The organism is [Bacillus] caldolyticus, from assembly GCF_003595605.1.
Lineage (GTDB): Bacteria > Bacillota > Bacilli > Bacillales > Anoxybacillaceae > Geobacillus > Geobacillus thermoleovorans.
The window spans coordinates 837,975-855,930 of record NZ_CP025074.1 but is presented as its reverse complement, the minus strand read 5'-3'; the positions used below and the strand labels follow the sequence as shown (position 1 = coordinate 855,930).

Sequence of the window (17,956 nt, the reverse complement as noted above, 5' to 3'; positions counted from 1 at the left end):
TAGAGAAGCGGGAACGGCGTGCGAAAAAAATGGAAGGACGGAGGGAGACAGATGCAATGGCATACGCTCGCGGCAAGCGATGTCGCGCACGAGACGAAGACGAATGTCAAGACCGGGCTTACTGCGGCGGAGGCGGAAAAACGGCTGCGGCAGTTCGGGTACAACGAGCTGGCGGAAGGGAAGAAGGAGTCGGCCATCGTTGTCTTTTTTCGCCAGTTTCAAGATTTTATGGTGCTTGTGTTGCTTTTGGCGACGGTGATTTCCGCGTTTTTAGGCGAGTATGTGGATGCGGTGGCGATTGTCGTCATCGTGATCATGAACGCCATCCTGGGGTTTATCCAGGAGCGGCGGGCGGAAAAGTCGCTTGCCGCCTTAAAACGGTTGTCCGCTCCGCAAGCGGTTGTGTTGCGCGGCGGGGAGTGGGTGAAAGTCCCCACGCGCGAGCTTGTTGTCGGCGATGTGGTGAGACTTGCAAGCGGCGACCGGGTCGGGGCCGACATCCGCTTGATTGAGGCGGCCGGCCTGGAAATCGAGGAGTCGGCGCTGACGGGCGAATCAGTGCCGGTGGCCAAATCCGCCGCCCCGCTTCATACAGAACAGGCGTCGTTGGGCGATTTGCACAATATGGCGTTTATGGGGACGCTCGTGACAAGAGGGAATGGGGTCGGGATTGTCATCGCCACTGGGATGAAAACAGCGATGGGACAAATCGCAACGATGCTCGAAGAGGCGGATGCGGGGGCAACCCCGCTCCAGCGCCGGCTCGAGCAGCTTGGGAAAATTTTGCTTGTCGTCGCATTGGCGCTGACGGCAGCGGTCGTGGCCGTAGGTGTCATTCAAGGGCACGACCTGTATGAAATGTTTTTGGCTGGTGTGTCGCTCGCGGTCGCCGCCATTCCGGAGGGGTTGCCGGCCATTGTGACGGTCGTCTTGGCGCTTGGCGTGCAGCGGATGATCAAACGAAACGCCATCGTCCGCAAGCTTCCGGCGGTGGAAACGCTCGGCTGCGCTTCGGTCATTTGTTCCGACAAAACGGGGACGATGACGGAAAACATGATGACCGTCACGCAAGTATGGGCAGGCGGGCGGACATTTGCGGTAAGCGGCGTTGGTCTTGAAACGGATGGCGAGTTTTCTGAACGCGGCCGGACGGTTGATCCGAACCGCGTTCCCCAGCTCGCTCGCCTGTTGACAATGGGGGTGCTTTGCAATAGTTCGGAGTTGAAAGAGGAAAACGGCCGGCGTTACGTCGACGGCGATCCGACGGAAGGAGCGCTGCTGGTCGCGGCGGCCAAAGCTGGATTGGCGAAAGGAATGCTTTTGCGTGAGTACACGATCGAACAGGAGTTTCCGTTTGATTCCGAGCGGAAAATGATGACGGTGATCGTCCGCGACCGAAACGGCCGTCGGTTTGTCGTGACGAAAGGGGCGCCCGATGTGCTGCTTGAGCGGGCGGACCGCCTTGAATGGAACGGCCGCGAGCAGATGCTGACCCCGGCGTGGAAAGAAACGATCGAGAAGGCGATTCGCCAGATGGCGTCTTCCGCCTTGCGCACGATCGCCGTCGCGTATCGGCTGCTTGCGGAAACGGAACGGATCGAGTCGGAGAAGGATGCGGAGACAAAGCTTCGGTTCCTCGGCGTCGCCGGCATGATCGATCCGCCGCGCCCTGAGGTGAAGCAAGCAGTGGCGCGATGCAAAGAGGCAGGCATGAAAACGGTGATGATCACCGGCGATCATGTGTTGACAGCCACCGCCATCGCCAAACAGCTTGGCGTGCTGCCGCCTGGCGGAAAAGTGATGGATGGTGCGGCGTTGTCGAAGCTGTCGGTCGATGAGCTCGAACGCGTAGTTGATGAGATTTACGTGTTTGCCCGCGTCGCTCCGGAGCATAAGTTAAAAATTGTCAACGCCCTCAAGCGTCGCGGCCATATTGTTGCCATGACCGGCGACGGGGTGAACGATGCGCCCGCTCTGAAAGCAGCCGATATTGGCGTCGCCATGGGCCGGTCGGGGACAGAGGTGGCGAAAGAGGCGGCGTCGCTCGTTTTGTTGGATGACAACTTTGCGACGATTGAGGCCGCGATCGAAGAGGGGCGCAACATTTACGAAAACATTCGCAAGTTTATCCGCTACTTGCTTGCCTCGAACGTCGGGGAAATTCTCGTCATGTTGTTTGCGATGCTGCTTGCCTTGCCGCTGCCGCTCGTGCCGATTCAAATTTTATGGGTCAATCTTGTCACCGATGGTTTGCCAGCCATGGCGCTCGGGCTCGACCAACCAGAAGAAAACGTGATGAAGCGGCCGCCGCGCCGTCCCGATGAAGGGGTGTTCGCCCGCGGGCTCGGCTGGAAAATCGTAAGCCGCGGCTTTTTGATCGGCGTTGTTACGCTGGCTGCGTTTCTGACCGCCTATGAACGGAGCGGCGAGGATCTCGTTTACGCCCAGACGGCGGCGTTTGCGACGCTTGTGTTGGCCCAATTGATCCATGTGTTCGACTGCCGTTGCGACCATTCGGTTTTTGACCGCAGTCCGTTCGGGAACATATACCTTGTCGCGGCGGTGATCGTGTCGCTGCTTTTGCTCATTGTCGTCATCTATTACCCACCGCTTGCCGCAGTGTTCCATACGAAGCCGCTCGCAGCGGTCGATTGGCTGCTCATCATTGGCTTGTCCGCCTTGCCGACATTTTTGTTTGCAGGCTCGCTTTTTACGAGAAAATAAAAGGATGGATATGTTATAATAAAAAGGGTGATAGAGGAACGCTCTATGACCTTTTCTTTTTCATCAAGGCAACGACGGATGTGATGATATGGTTTACAGCATGACCGGCTTCGGCGCAAGCACAAAAAAAACGGATCGTTTGATGGTGGCGGTGGAAATGAAATCGGTCAACCACCGGTTTTGCGAAATTTCCATTCGCCTCCCTAGACAATGGCTCGTGTTTGAGGATAAAATAAAGAAAGCAATTTTGCCGTACGTGCGGCGCGGAAAAGTGGAAGTGTTCGTCACGATCGCCGGCGAAGGACTTGTAAAGCGGAACGTACATATTGATTGGGATTTGCTCGGCCAATATTGGGCCGGGTTGCAGGAGGCTGCAAAGCGATTTGCTGTTGACGGCAGCGTGACGGCGGCCGAGCTGCTTCGGCTTGATGGGGCGGTCGAAGTTGTGGAAGAGGAAGGAGCGAACGAGGAGGTCGAGCCGCTGCTTTTGACCGCTGTCGATGAAGCGGCAAAGGCACTTGTTGCCATGCGCCGGCGCGAAGGGGAGGCGCTTGCCGCGGATTTGCGCGCCCGTCTTCATGAAGTCGAAGCCGGGGTGGAAGCCATTGAACAGCGGGCGCCGCTTGTTATTGAACAATACCGCGAGCGGCTTGCGCGCCGCCTGCGCGAATGGGCGCCCGCTCCGGTCGATGAGGCGCGCCTGCTCACAGAAGTGGCGGTGTTTGCCGAAAAGGCGGACATTCATGAGGAATTGAAACGCATCCGCAGCCATTTGGCGCAAATGGCAGACGCCTTAGAAATGGACGAACCGATCGGGAGGAAGCTGGACTTTTTGGTGCAAGAGTTGAACCGGGAAGTCAACACGATCGGCGCCAAGGCAAACGACAGCCTGATTGCCGCGCAAGTCGTTGAGATGAAAAGCGTGCTTGAGAAAATGCGCGAGCAAGTGCAAAACGTGGAATAACTGTTTAAAACGACTTATTGGCGGCAACAATATCGGATATGGCAGGTGGGCGTGTCATGATGATGAAATTTATCAATATCGGGTACGGAAACATGGTGTCAGCCGCCCGCATCATTACGATTGTCAGCCCTGATTCGGCGCCGATCAAACGAATCATTCAAGATGCGCGCGAAAGCGGCAAGCTTGTTGACGCGACGCACGGGCGGAGGACGCGCGCCGTCATCATTATGGACAGCGATCACGTCATTTTGTCGTCCGTGCAGCCGGAAACGGTGGCGAACCGCTTATATGGAAGCGACGATTTCTCCGAGGAAGGGTAGGGTTTTGGGCGTTGAAGAACGAACGTGGGTTGTTGATCGTCATGTCGGGTCCGTCTGGCGTTGGCAAAGGAACGGTGCGCAAGGCGCTGTTTTCGCAGCCGGACATCAATCTTCATTATTCGGTGTCGGTCACGACGCGCAAGCCGCGCGAAGGCGAAGTGGAAGGCGTCGACTACTTCTTCCGCACGCGCGAGCAGTTTGAACAAATGATTCGGGAAAACAAGCTGCTCGAGTGGGCGGAATACGTCGGCAACTACTATGGCACGCCGATCGACTACGTGGAGAAGACGCTTGCCGAAGGGAAAGATGTGTTTTTAGAGATCGAAGTGCAGGGAGCGATGAAAGTACGGCGGGCGTTTCCAGAGGCGCTCTTCATTTTCCTTGCTCCGCCAAGCCTCACGGAGCTTGAAAAGCGGATCATGGGACGCGGCACCGAGTCGAAAGAGCTGATTGAAAATCGGCTGCGGGCGGCGAAAGAGGAGCTTGAAATGATGGACGAGTACGACTATGTCGTGGAAAATGATGAAGTGGAGCTCGCCTGCGAGCGGATCAAGGCGATCGTCATCGCCGAACATTGCCGGCGCGAACGCGTCGCCGAGCGATATAAACGGATGTTGGGGGTGGAATGACGATGCTGTATCCTTCCATCGATTTGCTGATGCAAAAAGTCGATTCGAAATACAAGCTCGTCACGGTGGTGGCCAAACGGGCGCGCGAGCTGCAGGACGGTGCGGAGTTGATGGTGAAAAAGCCGGTGTCGAAAAAATTTGTCGGCCAGGCGCTCGAGGAAATCGCTGGTGACAAGGTCGAATTAGTGGAGGAGGAAAAATAACAACCTAGCTTTAGGTTGTTATTTTTTTCAATGTCGGGGGGTGGCCAACATGATCAAGGGAAAACATATTTTGCTTTGTGTGACCGGGGGGGTGGCGGCGTACAAGGCGGCGGCGCTCACCAGCCAGTTGACCCAGCGCGGCGCTGAAGTAAAAGTGATCATGACAGAAGGGGCGTGCCAGTTCATTACACCGCTCACGTTTCAAGCTTTGTCGCGCCAGGAAGTGTATGTCGATACGTTTGCCGAAAACAACCCGGCCGTCATCGCCCATATCGATTTGGCGGACTGGGCTGATCTCGTTTTGGTCGCACCGGCGACGGCCAATACGATGGCGAAGCTGGCCGCCGGCATCGCCGACAATATGGTGACGACGACGATTTTGGCGACGAAAGCGCCCGTCTGGATTGCTCCGGCGATGAACGTCCATATGTACGAGCATCCGGCCGTCCAGGCGAACATTGAGCGGCTCTGCCAATTCGGCTACCGGTTCATCGAGCCGTCGGAAGGCTATTTGGCGTGCGGCTACATCGGCAAAGGGCGGCTGGAGGAGCCGGAGAACATCATCGCCCATATCGAGCGCTTTTTTGCCGGTGATCCGCCGCTGTTTCGCGGGAAGCGTGTGCTTGTCACCGCTGGGCCGACGCGGGAGAGGCTTGATCCAGTCCGCTATTTCTCCAACTATTCGAGCGGCAAAATGGGCTACGCCATCGCCGAAGCGGCGGCCCGCTTCGGCGCTTCGGTGACGCTTGTCTCCGGACCGACGGCGCTTTCTTCGCCCGATGGCGTCGAGACGGTGGCGGTTGAATCGGCGGAAGAGATGTATGAAGCGGTGATGGCTCGGTTTGCGGAAACGGACATCGTGATCAAGGCGGCGGCGGTCGCCGATTATCGGCCGAAATATGTGGCGGCGTCCAAAATCAAAAAGCAACCGGGTGATTATGTGGTGGAGATGGAGCGGACGGTGGACATCTTGAAAGCGCTTGGTGAGCGGAAAACGGGACAGATTTTAGTTGGATTTGCCGCTGAGACGGACAACCTTGAACAGTATGCGTTAAAAAAGCTTGAAGAAAAGCGGCTTGATATGGTCGTCGCCAACAATGTCACCGAAGAAGGGGCAGGGTTTGCCGGCGATACGAACATCGTCACCATCTTCCGCCGCGACGGCGTCGTTCGGCCGCTGCCGCTCATGACGAAACGCGAGGCGGCCGAGGAAATTTTAAAAGAAATTCACGCGTATATCGAGGCGATTCGATGAAAGTAGCATCCGTGATTGTCGATGTCCCGTCCCGGCAGACGGACCGCCCGTTTGATTATTTGATTCCGGAACGCTGGCAAGGCATCATCCAGCCGGGCATGCGGGTGACGGTGCCGTTTGGGGCGCGGCGTTTGCAAGGGTTTGTCGTTGATGTGAAAGACCATTCCGACATCAAACAACTGAAACCGATTGAGCATGTGCTTGATGTCGTGCCGGTGTTAAACGAAGAGCTGCTTGATCTTGGCCGCTATTTAACGGAAACGACGCTTTGTTTTGCCATTTCGGCGTACCAGGCGATGCTGCCGGCAGCGATGCGGGCGAAATATGAAAAAACGCTCCGTTTGACAGATGAAGAGAAGAGAGAGAGGTTGCCGGATGAGGTAAAGCCGCTGTTTGCCGGGCGGACGGAAGCCGCTTGGAAAGAGGTTGAGGCGGCCGGTTTATGGCGGGCGGCGCAAAAAGCGGTGCAGCAGGGCGTGCTCGAGGCGGTCTACAAGGTGAAAGAAAAAGCGGGCAAGAAAACGGTGAAGCACGCCGCTCTTGCCATTCCATCGGAACAGGCGAAACAGGAGCTCGGGTCGCTGCCGGCAAGACAAAAAGAGGTGCTTTCATTTTTGCTTGAAAAAGGGAAGGCGGCGTCGGTTGCCGAACTGCAAGCGGTGCTTGGCGTCTCCTCAGCGCCGCTGAAAGCGCTCGTCGACAAAGGATTTGTGGTGCTGAACGATGTCGAGGTGTACCGCGACCCGTACGAGCATCGCACGTTTCAGCCGAGCGAGCCGCCGGCGCTCACCCAGGCGCAAGAGGCGGCGTTGGCGAAGATCGCCGCTTCGGTGCGCGCTGGGGAGCATCGCACGTTTTTGCTGTATGGCGTCACCGGCAGCGGGAAGACGGAAGTGTATATGCAGGCGATTGATGAAGCGTTGCGCCAAGGAAAGGAAGCGATCGTTCTCGTGCCGGAAATTTCGCTGACGCCGCAAATGGTCGAGCGCTTCAAAAGCCGGTTCGGCTCGAAAGTAGCGGTGCTTCACAGCGGGCTGTCGGTCGGCGAAAAATATGACGAATGGCGGAAAATTCACCGGAAAGAAGTGCAGCTTGTCGTCGGTGCGCGTTCGGCGGTGTTTGCCCCATTTGAAAACTTAGGGATGATCATCATCGATGAGGAGCATGAGACGAGCTACAAGCAAGAAGAAATGCCGCGCTATCATGCGCGCGATGTCGCCATTTACCGCGCTCGCCGCCACAGCTGCCCGGTCGTGCTTGGCAGCGCCACCCCCTCGCTTGAGACGTTCGCCCGCGCCGCCAAAGGGGTGTACGAGCTGCTCGAGCTGCCGGAGCGCATCAGCGACCGCGGCCTGCCGGACGTTCATGTCGTCGATATGCGCGAGGAGCTGCGAAGCGGCAACCGTTCGATGTTTTCACGCCGGTTGCTTGACGAATTGCGCCGCCGGCTTGAGCGCGGCGAGCAGGCAGTGTTGCTGTTGAATCGACGCGGTTATTCGACGTTTGTCATGTGCCGCAGCTGCGGCTATGTCATCCGCTGTCCGCACTGCGACATTTCGTTGACGTACCATCGCGCCGGCGAGCGGATGAAATGCCATTATTGCGGGCATGAAGAGCCGCTTGTCCCTCGCTGTCCATCGTGCGGAAGCGAACACATCCGCTTTTTTGGCACTGGCACGCAAAAAGTGGAAGAAGAACTGACGAGGTTGCTGCCGAAAGCGCGCGTCATCCGCATGGATGTCGACACGACCGGCCGCAAAGGGGCGCATGAAGAGCTGCTTTCCCGTTTTGCCGCCAAGGAAGCCGATATTTTGCTCGGCACGCAAATGATCGCCAAAGGACTTGATTTTCCGAACGTCACGCTTGTTGGTGTGCTGGCGGCCGACACGATGCTTCATTTGCCCGATTTCCGCGCCGCGGAAAAAACGTTCCAGCTGTTGACGCAAGTGAGCGGGCGCGCCGGGCGGCACGAGCTGCCCGGCGAAGTCATCATTCAGACGTATACGCCTGACCACTACAGCATTGAACTGGCCGCCCGCCACGACTACCGCGCCTTTTACCAGCGGGAGATGGCGCTGCGCAAAGCGCACGGCTATCCGCCGTACTATTATTTGACGCTCATTACCGCCGCCCACGAAGAGGCGCCGGCTGCGGCCAAAGCGGCGGAAAAGATCGCCGCCTATTTGCGCAAGCATCTGTCGCACGAAGCGGTCGTTCTCGGCCCGGTTGCCTCGCCAATCGCCCGTCTTCACGATAGATATCGCTACCAATGCATGATAAAATACAAACGGGAGCCGAATTTGACCGCGGCGCTCAAGGCGGTCATCGACCGCTACCAAGCCGATGCCGCCCATGGCGGAGTGACGATTACGGTCGACACGAATCCGTATATGATGATGTGAAGATGGAGGAATGACATTGGCCGTTTTGTCGATTGTGATGCATCCAAATCCAATTTTGGAACAGCCGTGCGCGCCGGTGACGATATTTGACCGTCGGCTCGGGCGGCTGCTTGACGATATGTATGAAACGATGCTTGCCGCTGACGGGGTGGGCCTAGCTGCCCCGCAAATCGGCGTCGCGGAACAGGTTGCGGTCGTTGATGTCGGAGATGAGCACGGACGCATTGAGCTCATCAACCCGGTCGTGATCGAGGCGCGCGGCGAACAAGTGGATGTTGAAGGCTGTTTGAGCTTTCCTGGTTTGTTTGGCGAAGTGCCGCGCGCGAAATTTGTGAAAGTGCGGGCGCAAAACCGGCGCGGCCGCCCGTTTACGCTTTCCGCGACCGGTTTTTTGGCGCGCGCCCTGCAGCATGAAATCGACCATTTGCACGGCGTGCTGTTTACGTCGAAAGTGATTCGATATTGCGATCTTGAAGAATTGGAAGGATAGATGCCAATGACGAACATTGTGTTTATGGGAACACCTGACTTTGCCGTGCCGATTTTGCGCCAGCTGCTTGATGACGGTTATCATGTTGCAGCGGTCGTCACCCAGCCGGATAAGCCAAAAGGGCGGAAGCGCGAGCCCGTTCCGCCCCCGGTGAAAGTGGAAGCGGAGCGCCGCGGCATCCCGGTGCTGCAGCCGACAAAAATTCGCGAGCCGGAGCAATACGAACAAGTGCTGGCGTTTGCGCCCGATTTGATTGTCACGGCTGCGTTCGGGCAAATTTTGCCGAAAGCGCTGCTTGATGCACCAAAATACGGCTGCATCAACGTCCATGCCTCGCTTCTGCCCGAGCTGCGCGGCGGGGCGCCGATCCATTACGCCATTTGGCAAGGGAAAACGAAAACGGGCGTCACGATCATGTATATGGTGGAGCGGTTGGACGCCGGCGACATGTTAGCGCAAGTCGAAGTGCCGATTGCCGAAACGGATACGGTCGGCACGCTCCATGATAAATTGAGCGCCGCCGGGGCTAAACTACTATCAGAAACGCTTCCACTTTTATTGGAAGGAAACATTGCGCCCGTTCCGCAAGATGAGGAGAAAGCGACGTATGCGCCGAACATTCGCCGCGAGCAGGAGCGGATCGATTGGACGCAGCCCGGCGAAGCCATTTACAACCATATTCGCGCCTTCCATCCGTGGCCGGTCACGTATACAACGCAGGATGGGCACATTTGGAAGGTTTGGTGGGGTGAAAAAGTGCCGGCGCCCCGTTCGGCGCCGCCGGGCACGATTTTGGCGCTCGAGGAAAACGGCATTGTCGTGGCCACCGGCAATGAGACAGCCATTCGCATCACCGAATTGCAGCCGGCCGGAAAAAAACGGATGGCGGCGGGCGAATTTTTGCGCGGCGCCGGCAGCCGGCTGGCGGTCGGCATGAAGCTAGGAGAGGATCATGAACGTACGTGAACTTGCTTTAGATACGCTGTTAGCCATTGAACAAAAAGGAGCGTACAGTCATTTGCAATTAAACGAAGCCATTCAAAAAGGACGCCTTGACGGGCGCGATGCGGCGCTGTTGACCGAGATTGTCTACGGCACGGTGCAACGGCGCGACACGCTCGATTATTATTTGGCGCCGTTTTTGCGCAAGGCGCGCCGGCTTGAGCCGTGGGTGCGCGTGCTTCTTCGGTTGACGCTGTATCAAATGGTGTATTTGGATCGTGTTCCCGACCGCGCCGCCGTCTTTGAAGCGGTTGAAATCGCCAAACGGCGCGGCCATCGCGGCATTGCTTCACTTGTCAACGGCGTATTGCGGGCCATCGGCCGCGAGGGGCTGCCGTCGATCGAGGCGGTTGATGACGCGGGCAAGCGGCTCGCCCTTGCCACCAGCCATCCCGAGTGGCTCGTTCGGCGCTGGATCCAGCAATATGGTTATGAAGAAGCGGCGCGCATGTGCGAGACGAATTTGCGCCCGCCGCAATCAACGGCCCGCGTCAACCGGCTGCGTGCGACTGTCGAAGAAGCGCTTGAGCGGCTGCGCGCTGAAGGGATGCAGGCAATCCCTGGCCATGTCGCTCCGGAGGCCATCCGGGCGGAAAAAGGGAATTTGGCTCATACGGAGACGTTTCGCGCCGGTTGGCTGACGATTCAAGATGAAAGCTCAATGCTTGTCGCTCGAGCGCTCGACCCAGCCCCCGGCGAGCGGGTGCTTGACTGCTGCGCGGCGCCGGGCGGGAAAACGACCCATATCGCCGAGCGGATGGACGGGCGCGGCGAGGTCGTTGCTGTTGATATCCACGAACGTAAGGTAATGATGATCGAACAGCAGGCCAAGCGGCTCGGGCTTGACAACGTTGCGACGCTCGCCCTTGACAGCCGCCGGCTCGGCGAGCGGTTTGCCCCGGAATCGTTTGACCGCGTTTTGGTCGATGCGCCGTGCACTGGATTCGGCGTCATTCGCCGCAAACCGGAGATCAAATATACGAAAGGGAAAGACGCCATCGCCGCGCTTGTCGAGATTCAGCAAGCCATTTTGCGGGCGGCCGCCCCGCTTTTGAAAAAAGGCGGTACGCTTGTCTACAGCACATGCACGGTGGAGCGCGAGGAAAATGAAGAAGCCATCGCCCGCTTTTTAGCGGATCATCCGGACTTTTTCCTCGACGCCAGCCTTGCCGAACGGATGCCGGAACCGGTGCGGCCGCATGTGAAAGGCGGCATGTTGCAGCTTTTGCCGCATCATTTTGACTCTGACGGGTTTTTTATCGCCCGACTGCGAAAGAAGGTGTAAAAGCATGGAAATGGTTCGTCCGGCTGCCCGCCGCTCTGTCGGCGAAACGCAGCCTCCGTTGCCATCGATTTATTCGCTCACGCTAGACGAATTGAAGGAATGGCTTGTCGCTCAAGGCGAAAAGCCGTTTCGGGCCACGCAAATTTACGAGTGGCTGTATCAAAACCGTGTCACCGATTTTGCCGACATGACGAATTTGCCGAAGCGGCTGCGCGAACAGCTAGCGTCATCGTTTTCGATCACGACGTTGAAAACCGTGGTCAAACAAACGTCTAAAGACGGAACGATCAAATTTTTGTTTGAGCTCCATGACGGCTATTCGATCGAGACGGTGCTCATGCGTCATAACTACGGCAATTCGGTGTGCGTCACGACGCAAGTCGGCTGCCGCATCGGCTGCACGTTTTGCGCTTCGACGCTCGGCGGACTGAAGCGTCATTTAGAGGCGGGCGAGATCGTCGCCCAAGTCGTGCAAGTGCAAAAGGCGCTCGATGACACGAATGAACGCGTCAGCAGCATCGTCGTCATGGGCATCGGCGAGCCGTTCGACAACTACGATGCGCTCATCAAGTTTTTGCGCATCGTCAATCACCCAAAAGGGTTGAACATTGGCGCCCGCCATATCACCGTTTCCACCAGCGGCATCATCCCAAAAATTTACCAATTTGCCGATGAAGGAATGCAAGTCAACTTCGCCATTTCGTTGCATGCACCGACGAATGAGCTGCGGACGAAACTCATGCCGATCAATAAAGCGTACCCGCTGCCCAAGTTGATGGAGGCGGTTCGGTATTACATTGAAAAAACCGGCCGGCGCGTGACGTTTGAATACGGATTGTTCGGCGGGGTGAACGACCAGCTTGAGCACGCCGAGCAGTTGGCCGAGCTGATTAAAGGGCTGAAATGCCATGTGAATTTGATTCCGGTTAACTACGTGCCGGAGCGCAACTATGTGCGCACGCCGCGCAGCCAAATTTTCGCCTTTGAACGGGCGTTGAAAAAACATGGAATCAATGTCACCATTCGCCGCGAACATGGACACGACATCGATGCCGCCTGCGGACAGCTTCGCGCGAAGGAGCGAAAAGAGGAGACGAGGTGAATCGGATGCGAGCCGTTTTCCGAACTGACATCGGCCAAATTCGCGAACATAACGAAGACAGCGGCGGCGTATTTGTCAATCAAAGCGGCCAATATTTAGCGGTCGTCGCTGACGGGATGGGCGGCCATCGCGCCGGTGATGTGGCCAGTTCCATGGCGGTGGCGTATTTGCAGGAGCGATGGGAGAAAGAGAGTGGCCTTGCTTCACCGGCTGAGGCGGAGCAATGGCTCAAGACGCAAATTGCGGCGGCGAACGAACAACTGTTTCGCCATGCCTGTTCCCACCCGGAATGTCAAGGAATGGGGACGACGGTCGTCGCCGCCGTTTGCGCTAATTCGTTTGCGACGGTTGCCCATATCGGCGACAGCCGCTGCTACGTGCTCAACAAAAGCGGAATTCAGCAGCTGACCGACGACCATTCGTTGGTCAATGAGCTCGTCAAAAGCGGGCAACTTTCGAAAGAAGCGGCTGAGCATCATCCGCGCAAAAACGTGCTGTTGCGGGCGCTTGGCACGGAACCGGCGGTGAAAATCGACGTGAAAACAGTGGCGCTCGACGAGGGCGACATGTTGTTGTTATGTTCGGACGGGTTGTCCAATAAAGTGCCGGAAGCGGACATGATACATATTTTGACGGGTGCCGGCACGCTGGAAGAGAAGGCGGAGGCGCTTATCCAGCTCGCCAACGGGCGGGGCGGAGAAGACAACATTTCGCTGGCGGTCATCGATGTTTCAGCGGAACGTGAAGGTGGGTGATCGGCGTGCTCATTGGAAAGCGATTGAATGACCGCTATAAAATCATCAGCCTCATCGGCGGCGGCGGCATGGCCAACGTGTATTTGGCCCGCGATATGATTTTGGAACGCGATGTTGCTGTCAAAGTGCTCCGCCTTGATTTTGCCAATGATGATCAGTTCATCAAACGGTTCCGCCGCGAGGCGCAAGCGGCGACGAGCTTAAACCATGAACATATCGTCTCCATTTATGACGTCGGCGAAGAGGAAGGCGTCTATTACATCGTCATGGAATATGTGCGCGGCGCGACGCTGAAGCAATACATCCAGCAGCACGCTCCGCTTCCGGTCGAACGGGCGCTTGGCATCATGGACCAGCTGACATCAGCGATCGCCCATGCCCATGAGAACGGCATCATCCATCGCGACATTAAACCGCAAAACATTTTGCTTGATGAGCACGGCAATGTGAAAGTGACCGACTTCGGCATCGCTGTGGCGATGAGCGGCACGACGATCACGCAGACCAACTCGGTGCTCGGTTCGGTTCATTATTTGTCGCCGGAGCAGGCGCGCGGGGGCATCGCTACTGAAAAATCAGACATTTATTCACTCGGCATTGTCATGTTTGAACTCGTCACCGGTCGGCTGCCGTTTTCCGGCGAATCAGCCGTTTCGATCGTGTTGAAGCACTTGCAGGCGGAAACGCCGTCGCCGAAGGCGTGGAATCCGGACATCCCGCAAAGTGTGGAAAACATTATTTTAAAAGCGACGGCGAAAGACCCGTTTTACCGCTACCAATCCGCGCGCGAAATGAACGAGGACATTCGGACAGCGCTGGATCCAAGGCGGCGCAATGAGCCGAAATTTACCATACCCGATGACGATGAGGAAGCGACGAAAGCCATTCCGATGATCAAACATGCGGAAAGCGCGGCGTTGGAGCAAGAGACGCTTGTGTACGAGGAAAAAACGAGCGAACCGGTTCATACGACGGGCGAACCGAAACCGAAGCGGAAACGGGTATGGATTGCCTGGCTTGTGGCTGCCTTGCTGTTCATTGGAGCTGTCGGCATCAGCGCGGTCACATGGATTCCGGACCTCATTTTTCCAAAAGAAGTGACGATGCCGAACGTGGTCAACAAAAACTATGATGACGCTGTTGAACAGCTGTCGTCGCTCGGTTTGGAAATCAAAGATACGATCGATGTAGAAGATGATCAAATCGAAGAAGGAAAAGTCGTGCGCACCGATCCAGAAGCCGGCATGACGGTGAAGAAAGGTGCCGGCGTCATTATTTATAAAAGCATTGGAAAAAAGAAAATCGAATTTCCAAGCTTCATTGGCGATGATATTGCTGCGGCGGAGGAGGAGCTGCGCGCCGAAGGATTTACCCGCATCACACGCAGCGGCCGCTACAGCGACAAGCCGGAAGGGACGATTTTGGATCAATACCCGTACGCCGGTGATGAAGTCGTGCCTGATGAAACGGAAGTGATGTTCACCGTCAGCCTCGGGCCGGAGAAGGTCACCGTTAAAGATTTGACTGGCTATACGGAAAAAAGCGTGCGCGACTACGGCGCGGATCAAGGGCTGCGCATTGACGTGAAGTACGAGTATTCGGACGAGGTGCCAGAAGGGCTTGTCATTTCGCAAACTCCAGCGGCGAACGAGCGGGTAAAAAAAGGGGAAACCATCACAGTCGTCATTTCCCGCGGGCCGGAGCCGAAGCCGTCCAAAACGGTAGTGAAAGAGATTATGATCCCATATGAACCGGCGATGCCGGGGCAAATGGTTGAAGCCCAGCTTTACATCCAAGATGCCACCCACAATATGTCAACGCCATACAAAACATACCGGCTGACGGCGCCAGCGACCGAGATGGTCGAGTTTGAAATTCCATATGGGGAGACCGCTTATTACCGCGTCATTGTCAACAATGTCGTCAAAGAGGAAGGATCGATCCCGTACCCAGAAAATAACGGAAAAAAGGGGTGAGGCTATGGCGGAAGGGCAAATCATTAAGGCGTTAAGCGGATTTTATTACGTCCTGTCCGAAGGCCGCGTGTTCCAATGCCGCGGGCGCGGTGTGTTCCGCAAGAAAAAAGTGACGCCGCTCGTCGGCGACCGCGTCGTTTTTCAGGCGACGAGCGAAACGGAAGGCTATATTTTGGAGATTGGCGAGCGGCAAAATGAGCTTGTGCGGCCGCCGATTGCCAACGTCGAACAGGCGATTTTAGTCTTTTCGGCTGTAAGCCCGGACTTCAGCGCCAAGCTGCTCGACCGCTTTCTTGTCTTGGTTGAATCGAAACGCATCACGCCGATCATTGTCATCAGCAAAATCGATTTGTTGGATGGCGAATCAAAAGAAGAGATTGCCCGCTACGTGCATGATTACCGGCGCATCGGCTACGACGTGATTGAAACGTCAGCAGTGACCAAGGGCGGCCTCGATGAACTGGCGTTGCGCCTTCGCGGCCGCGTCTCAGTCGTCGCCGGGCAGTCCGGCGTCGGCAAATCGTCCCTATTAAACGCGCTCCGTCCGGATTTGCGGTTGAAAACGGGCGACATTTCCACCCATTTAGGGCGCGGCAAGCATACGACCCGCCATGTCGAACTGCTTGAGGTCGCCGGTGGGCTTGTCGCCGACACCCCAGGGTTTAGTGCACTTGAGTTCGACCAGATCGAGCTTGACGAATTGCCGCATTATTTTCCTGAATTCCGAACGTACGGGGAAGGGTGCAAGTTCCGCGGCTGCCTTCATATCGCCGAGCCGAAATGCGCTGTGCGTGAGGCGGTCGAGGCCGGGGAGATTCCGTCGTACCGCTATGACCACTACGTTAGTTTTGTTGCCGAAATGAAAGAACGAAAGCCGAGGTATTGAACATGATTCGAATTGCGCCATCGATTTTATCAGCCGATTTCGCCCGCCTGGCTGAGGAGATTCGTTCGGTCGAGGAAGGCGGGGCGGATTGGATTCACGTCGATATCATGGACGGGCATTTCGTGCCGAATTTGACGTTCGGTCCGCCGGTCGTGGCCGCCATTCGACCGGTGACGAAGCTGCCGCTTGACGTCCATTTGATGATCGCCGACCCGGACCGATACATTCCGGCGTTTGCGAAAGCGGGCGCGGATGTGATTTCCGTCCATGTTGAGGCGTGCGTGCATTTGCATCGGACGATTCATTTTATCAAAGAACAAGGCGTCAAAGCCGGGGTGGTGCTCAATCCGCATACACCGGTCGAGATGATCCGCCATGTGATCGGTGATGTCGATCTCGTCTTGTTGATGACGGTCAATCCAGGGTTTGGCGGACAGGCGTTCATTCCGGCGGTCGTGCCAAAAATCCGTGAGGTCGCCCGGATGGCCAGCGAACAAAATAAAGAGGTCGATATTGAGGTCGACGGCGGCATCAATGCGGAAACGGCGCCGCTTTGCGTGGAAGCCGGGGCGAACGTGCTTGTCGCCGGCTCGGCCATCTACAATGAACGGGATCGAGCCGCCGCCATTCGCACGCTTCGCGAAGCGTGCGCCAACTAGCCAAAAAGGCAGCGCCGCTTTTGCCATCTTATCGAGCCGCAGGGTGATGAGAGCAAAGAAAAGGACGGAAGATGGCCGCCTCGGCCCTTGCTGAAAGGGGGAAACGCATGTGTTGATCCATATTGTCGGCGGCGGTCCGCGCCACCTTCTTCCCGATTTGCGCTCGTATGATGGGAGCGATGTGCAGTGGGTCGGCGTCGACCGCGGTACGAAAGCGCTGCTGGATTTCGGACTCCGTCCGGTGCGGGCGTTTGGCGATTTTGATTCGCTGCCGGCAGAGGAGGTCAAGCGGCTAAGGGAGATGCTGCCGGAGCTTGACATTTGGCCGGCGGAAAAAGATAAAACGGATATGGAGATCGCTCTTGACTGGGCGGTTAGGCAGACAGATGGGGCCATCCGTCTGTTTGGGGCGACCGGCGGGCGGCTTGACCATTTGTTTGGCAACGTTGAGCTGCTGTTAAAGTACGCCGGGCGGCCCATTGAACTCATCGACCGGCAAAACGTGCTCACCGTCCATCTGCCCGGCGTGCATACGGTTGCGCGCGACGATCGATACCGCTATGTGTCATACATCCCGATTTCCGAAACAGTGGCGGAGCTTACGCTTATCGGATTTAAATATCCGCTAACAAACTGTCATATTTCCCGCGGTTCGACATTATGTATTAGTAACGAACTTATCCAATCTTCCGGTACTTTTTCGTTTTCAGAAGGCATATTAATGATGATAAGGAGCAGCGATTTTGCCGGCTGCCCGTAGTCGCGCTTGGCTTATGACGGAATATAATGGATAAGGAAATGGCGGGAAGCTCGTTATGATCGGTGTGAGGAGGGAATCGGGATGAAGTTTTATACGATCAAGCTGCCGAGATTTTTAGGCGGAATCGTGCGGGCGGTGTTGAACGCATTTAAAAAAGGATAAGAAAAAAGCACCATTTTTGGTGCTTTTTTGTTGCCGCCGAACAAAAGGAGGGTTGCAACCTTTTGGGCGGCTTCTTTTCGTTAGGCCGTTAGACGCGTTTCACTTTTCCAGATTTCAGCGCGCGCGCCGAAACCCAAACGCGTTTCGGTTTGCCGTCAACTAAAATGCGCACTTTTTGCAAGTTGGCTTTCCATGTGCGGCGGCTGGCGTTCATGGCATGCGAACGCGAGTTGCCGAACGATTTCTTCTTGCCGGTAATGAAGCACTTCGCCATCGTTTTTCCCTCCTTGCTTTCACATCCCTCTAAAAACACTATTATAATTTACCATACAACTGTAGGGATTGCAATAGACGTGCGGTTTTCTTTCAAGAAACTGTCCTT

Annotated in this window: 18 protein-coding genes; 17 read left to right on the top strand and 1 reads right to left on the bottom strand. The window is 56.4% G+C overall.

Going from position 1 to position 17,956, the window contains the following annotated elements; all coding sequences use genetic code 11:
* Positions 1-51 precede the first annotated feature (51 nt).
* The 17 genes from CWI35_RS04455 to spoVM all read left to right on the top strand — a co-directional run bounded on the left by CWI35_RS04455 (position 52) and on the right by spoVM (position 17,574).
* Positions 52-2,724 carry a cation-translocating P-type ATPase gene (locus CWI35_RS04455; RefSeq protein WP_119877521.1) on the top strand — a complete coding sequence of 891 codons (2,673 nt, stop codon included), beginning with the start codon at positions 52-54 and terminating at the stop codon, positions 2,722-2,724.
* 88 nt (positions 2,725-2,812) lie between these two features.
* The gene (locus CWI35_RS04450) at positions 2,813-3,688 is read left to right on the top strand and encodes a YicC/YloC family endoribonuclease (protein ID WP_020278162.1); all 876 of its coding nucleotides are present in this window, start codon (positions 2,813-2,815) and stop codon (positions 3,686-3,688) included.
* Between the two features lie 56 nt (positions 3,689-3,744).
* Positions 3,745-4,008, top strand: coding sequence for an extracellular matrix/biofilm regulator RemA (gene remA, locus CWI35_RS04445; RefSeq protein WP_011230666.1), 264 nt, complete (start codon positions 3,745-3,747; stop codon positions 4,006-4,008).
* Positions 4,009-4,019: 11 nt separating this feature from the next.
* A complete protein-coding gene (gene gmk, locus CWI35_RS04440; protein WP_011230667.1) occupies positions 4,020-4,637 on the top strand; it encodes a guanylate kinase in 618 nt (205 codons plus the stop codon).
* A 2-nt stretch (positions 4,638-4,639) separates the two neighbouring features.
* Positions 4,640-4,840 carry a DNA-directed RNA polymerase subunit omega gene (gene rpoZ / locus CWI35_RS04435; protein ID WP_011230668.1) on the top strand — a complete coding sequence of 67 codons (201 nt, stop codon included), beginning with the start codon at positions 4,640-4,642 and terminating at the stop codon, positions 4,838-4,840.
* Between the two features lie 49 nt (positions 4,841-4,889).
* A complete protein-coding gene (gene coaBC / locus CWI35_RS04430) occupies positions 4,890-6,095 on the top strand; it encodes a bifunctional phosphopantothenoylcysteine decarboxylase/phosphopantothenate--cysteine ligase CoaBC (protein ID WP_021321693.1) in 1,206 nt (401 codons plus the stop codon).
* A complete protein-coding gene (gene priA / locus CWI35_RS04425; protein WP_011230670.1) occupies positions 6,092-8,497 on the top strand; it encodes a primosomal protein N' in 2,406 nt (801 codons plus the stop codon). The genes coaBC and priA overlap by 4 nt, the downstream gene beginning before the upstream one ends.
* 16 nt (positions 8,498-8,513) lie before the next feature.
* The gene (gene def, locus CWI35_RS04420; RefSeq protein WP_011230671.1) at positions 8,514-8,987 is read left to right on the top strand and encodes a peptide deformylase; all 474 of its coding nucleotides are present in this window, start codon (positions 8,514-8,516) and stop codon (positions 8,985-8,987) included.
* A 6-nt stretch (positions 8,988-8,993) separates the two neighbouring features.
* The gene (gene fmt / locus CWI35_RS04415) at positions 8,994-9,953 is read left to right on the top strand and encodes a methionyl-tRNA formyltransferase (RefSeq protein WP_014195414.1); all 960 of its coding nucleotides are present in this window, start codon (positions 8,994-8,996) and stop codon (positions 9,951-9,953) included.
* The gene (gene rsmB / locus CWI35_RS04410; RefSeq protein WP_011230673.1) at positions 9,940-11,274 is read left to right on the top strand and encodes a 16S rRNA (cytosine(967)-C(5))-methyltransferase RsmB; all 1,335 of its coding nucleotides are present in this window, start codon (positions 9,940-9,942) and stop codon (positions 11,272-11,274) included. The genes fmt and rsmB overlap by 14 nt, the downstream gene beginning before the upstream one ends.
* A 4-nt stretch (positions 11,275-11,278) precedes the next feature.
* Complete coding sequence (rlmN, locus tag CWI35_RS04405; protein ID WP_020278167.1) at positions 11,279-12,376, top strand: dual-specificity RNA methyltransferase RlmN; 1,098 nt, start codon at positions 11,279-11,281, stop codon at positions 12,374-12,376.
* A 5-nt stretch (positions 12,377-12,381) separates the two neighbouring features.
* Positions 12,382-13,131, top strand: coding sequence for a Stp1/IreP family PP2C-type Ser/Thr phosphatase (locus CWI35_RS04400; protein ID WP_020278168.1), 750 nt, complete (start codon positions 12,382-12,384; stop codon positions 13,129-13,131).
* Positions 13,132-13,136: 5 nt separating this feature from the next.
* Positions 13,137-15,107, top strand: a complete 1,971-nt coding sequence (gene pknB / locus CWI35_RS04395; RefSeq protein WP_119878001.1) for a Stk1 family PASTA domain-containing Ser/Thr kinase — start codon at positions 13,137-13,139, stop codon at positions 15,105-15,107.
* A gap of 4 nt (positions 15,108-15,111) precedes the next feature.
* Positions 15,112-15,993: a ribosome small subunit-dependent GTPase A gene (gene rsgA, locus CWI35_RS04390; RefSeq protein WP_014195416.1), complete on the top strand. Its 882-nt coding sequence runs from the start codon at positions 15,112-15,114 to the stop codon at positions 15,991-15,993.
* Between the two features lie 2 nt (positions 15,994-15,995).
* The gene (rpe, locus tag CWI35_RS04385) at positions 15,996-16,652 is read left to right on the top strand and encodes a ribulose-phosphate 3-epimerase (RefSeq protein ID WP_068895298.1); all 657 of its coding nucleotides are present in this window, start codon (positions 15,996-15,998) and stop codon (positions 16,650-16,652) included.
* 109 nt (positions 16,653-16,761) lie between these two features.
* A complete protein-coding gene (locus CWI35_RS04380; RefSeq protein ID WP_119877520.1) occupies positions 16,762-17,412 on the top strand; it encodes a thiamine diphosphokinase in 651 nt (216 codons plus the stop codon).
* A gap of 81 nt (positions 17,413-17,493) precedes the next feature.
* On the top strand, positions 17,494-17,574 hold the full coding sequence (spoVM, locus tag CWI35_RS04375) for a stage V sporulation protein SpoVM (protein ID WP_011230680.1): 81 nt from the start codon (positions 17,494-17,496) through the stop codon (positions 17,572-17,574).
* Positions 17,575-17,662: 88 nt separating this feature from the next.
* Here the strand turns inward: spoVM and rpmB are convergent, their stop codons facing one another.
* A complete protein-coding gene (gene rpmB, locus CWI35_RS04370; protein ID WP_011230681.1) occupies positions 17,663-17,848 on the bottom strand; it encodes a 50S ribosomal protein L28 in 186 nt (61 codons plus the stop codon).
* Positions 17,849-17,956 lie beyond the last annotated feature (108 nt).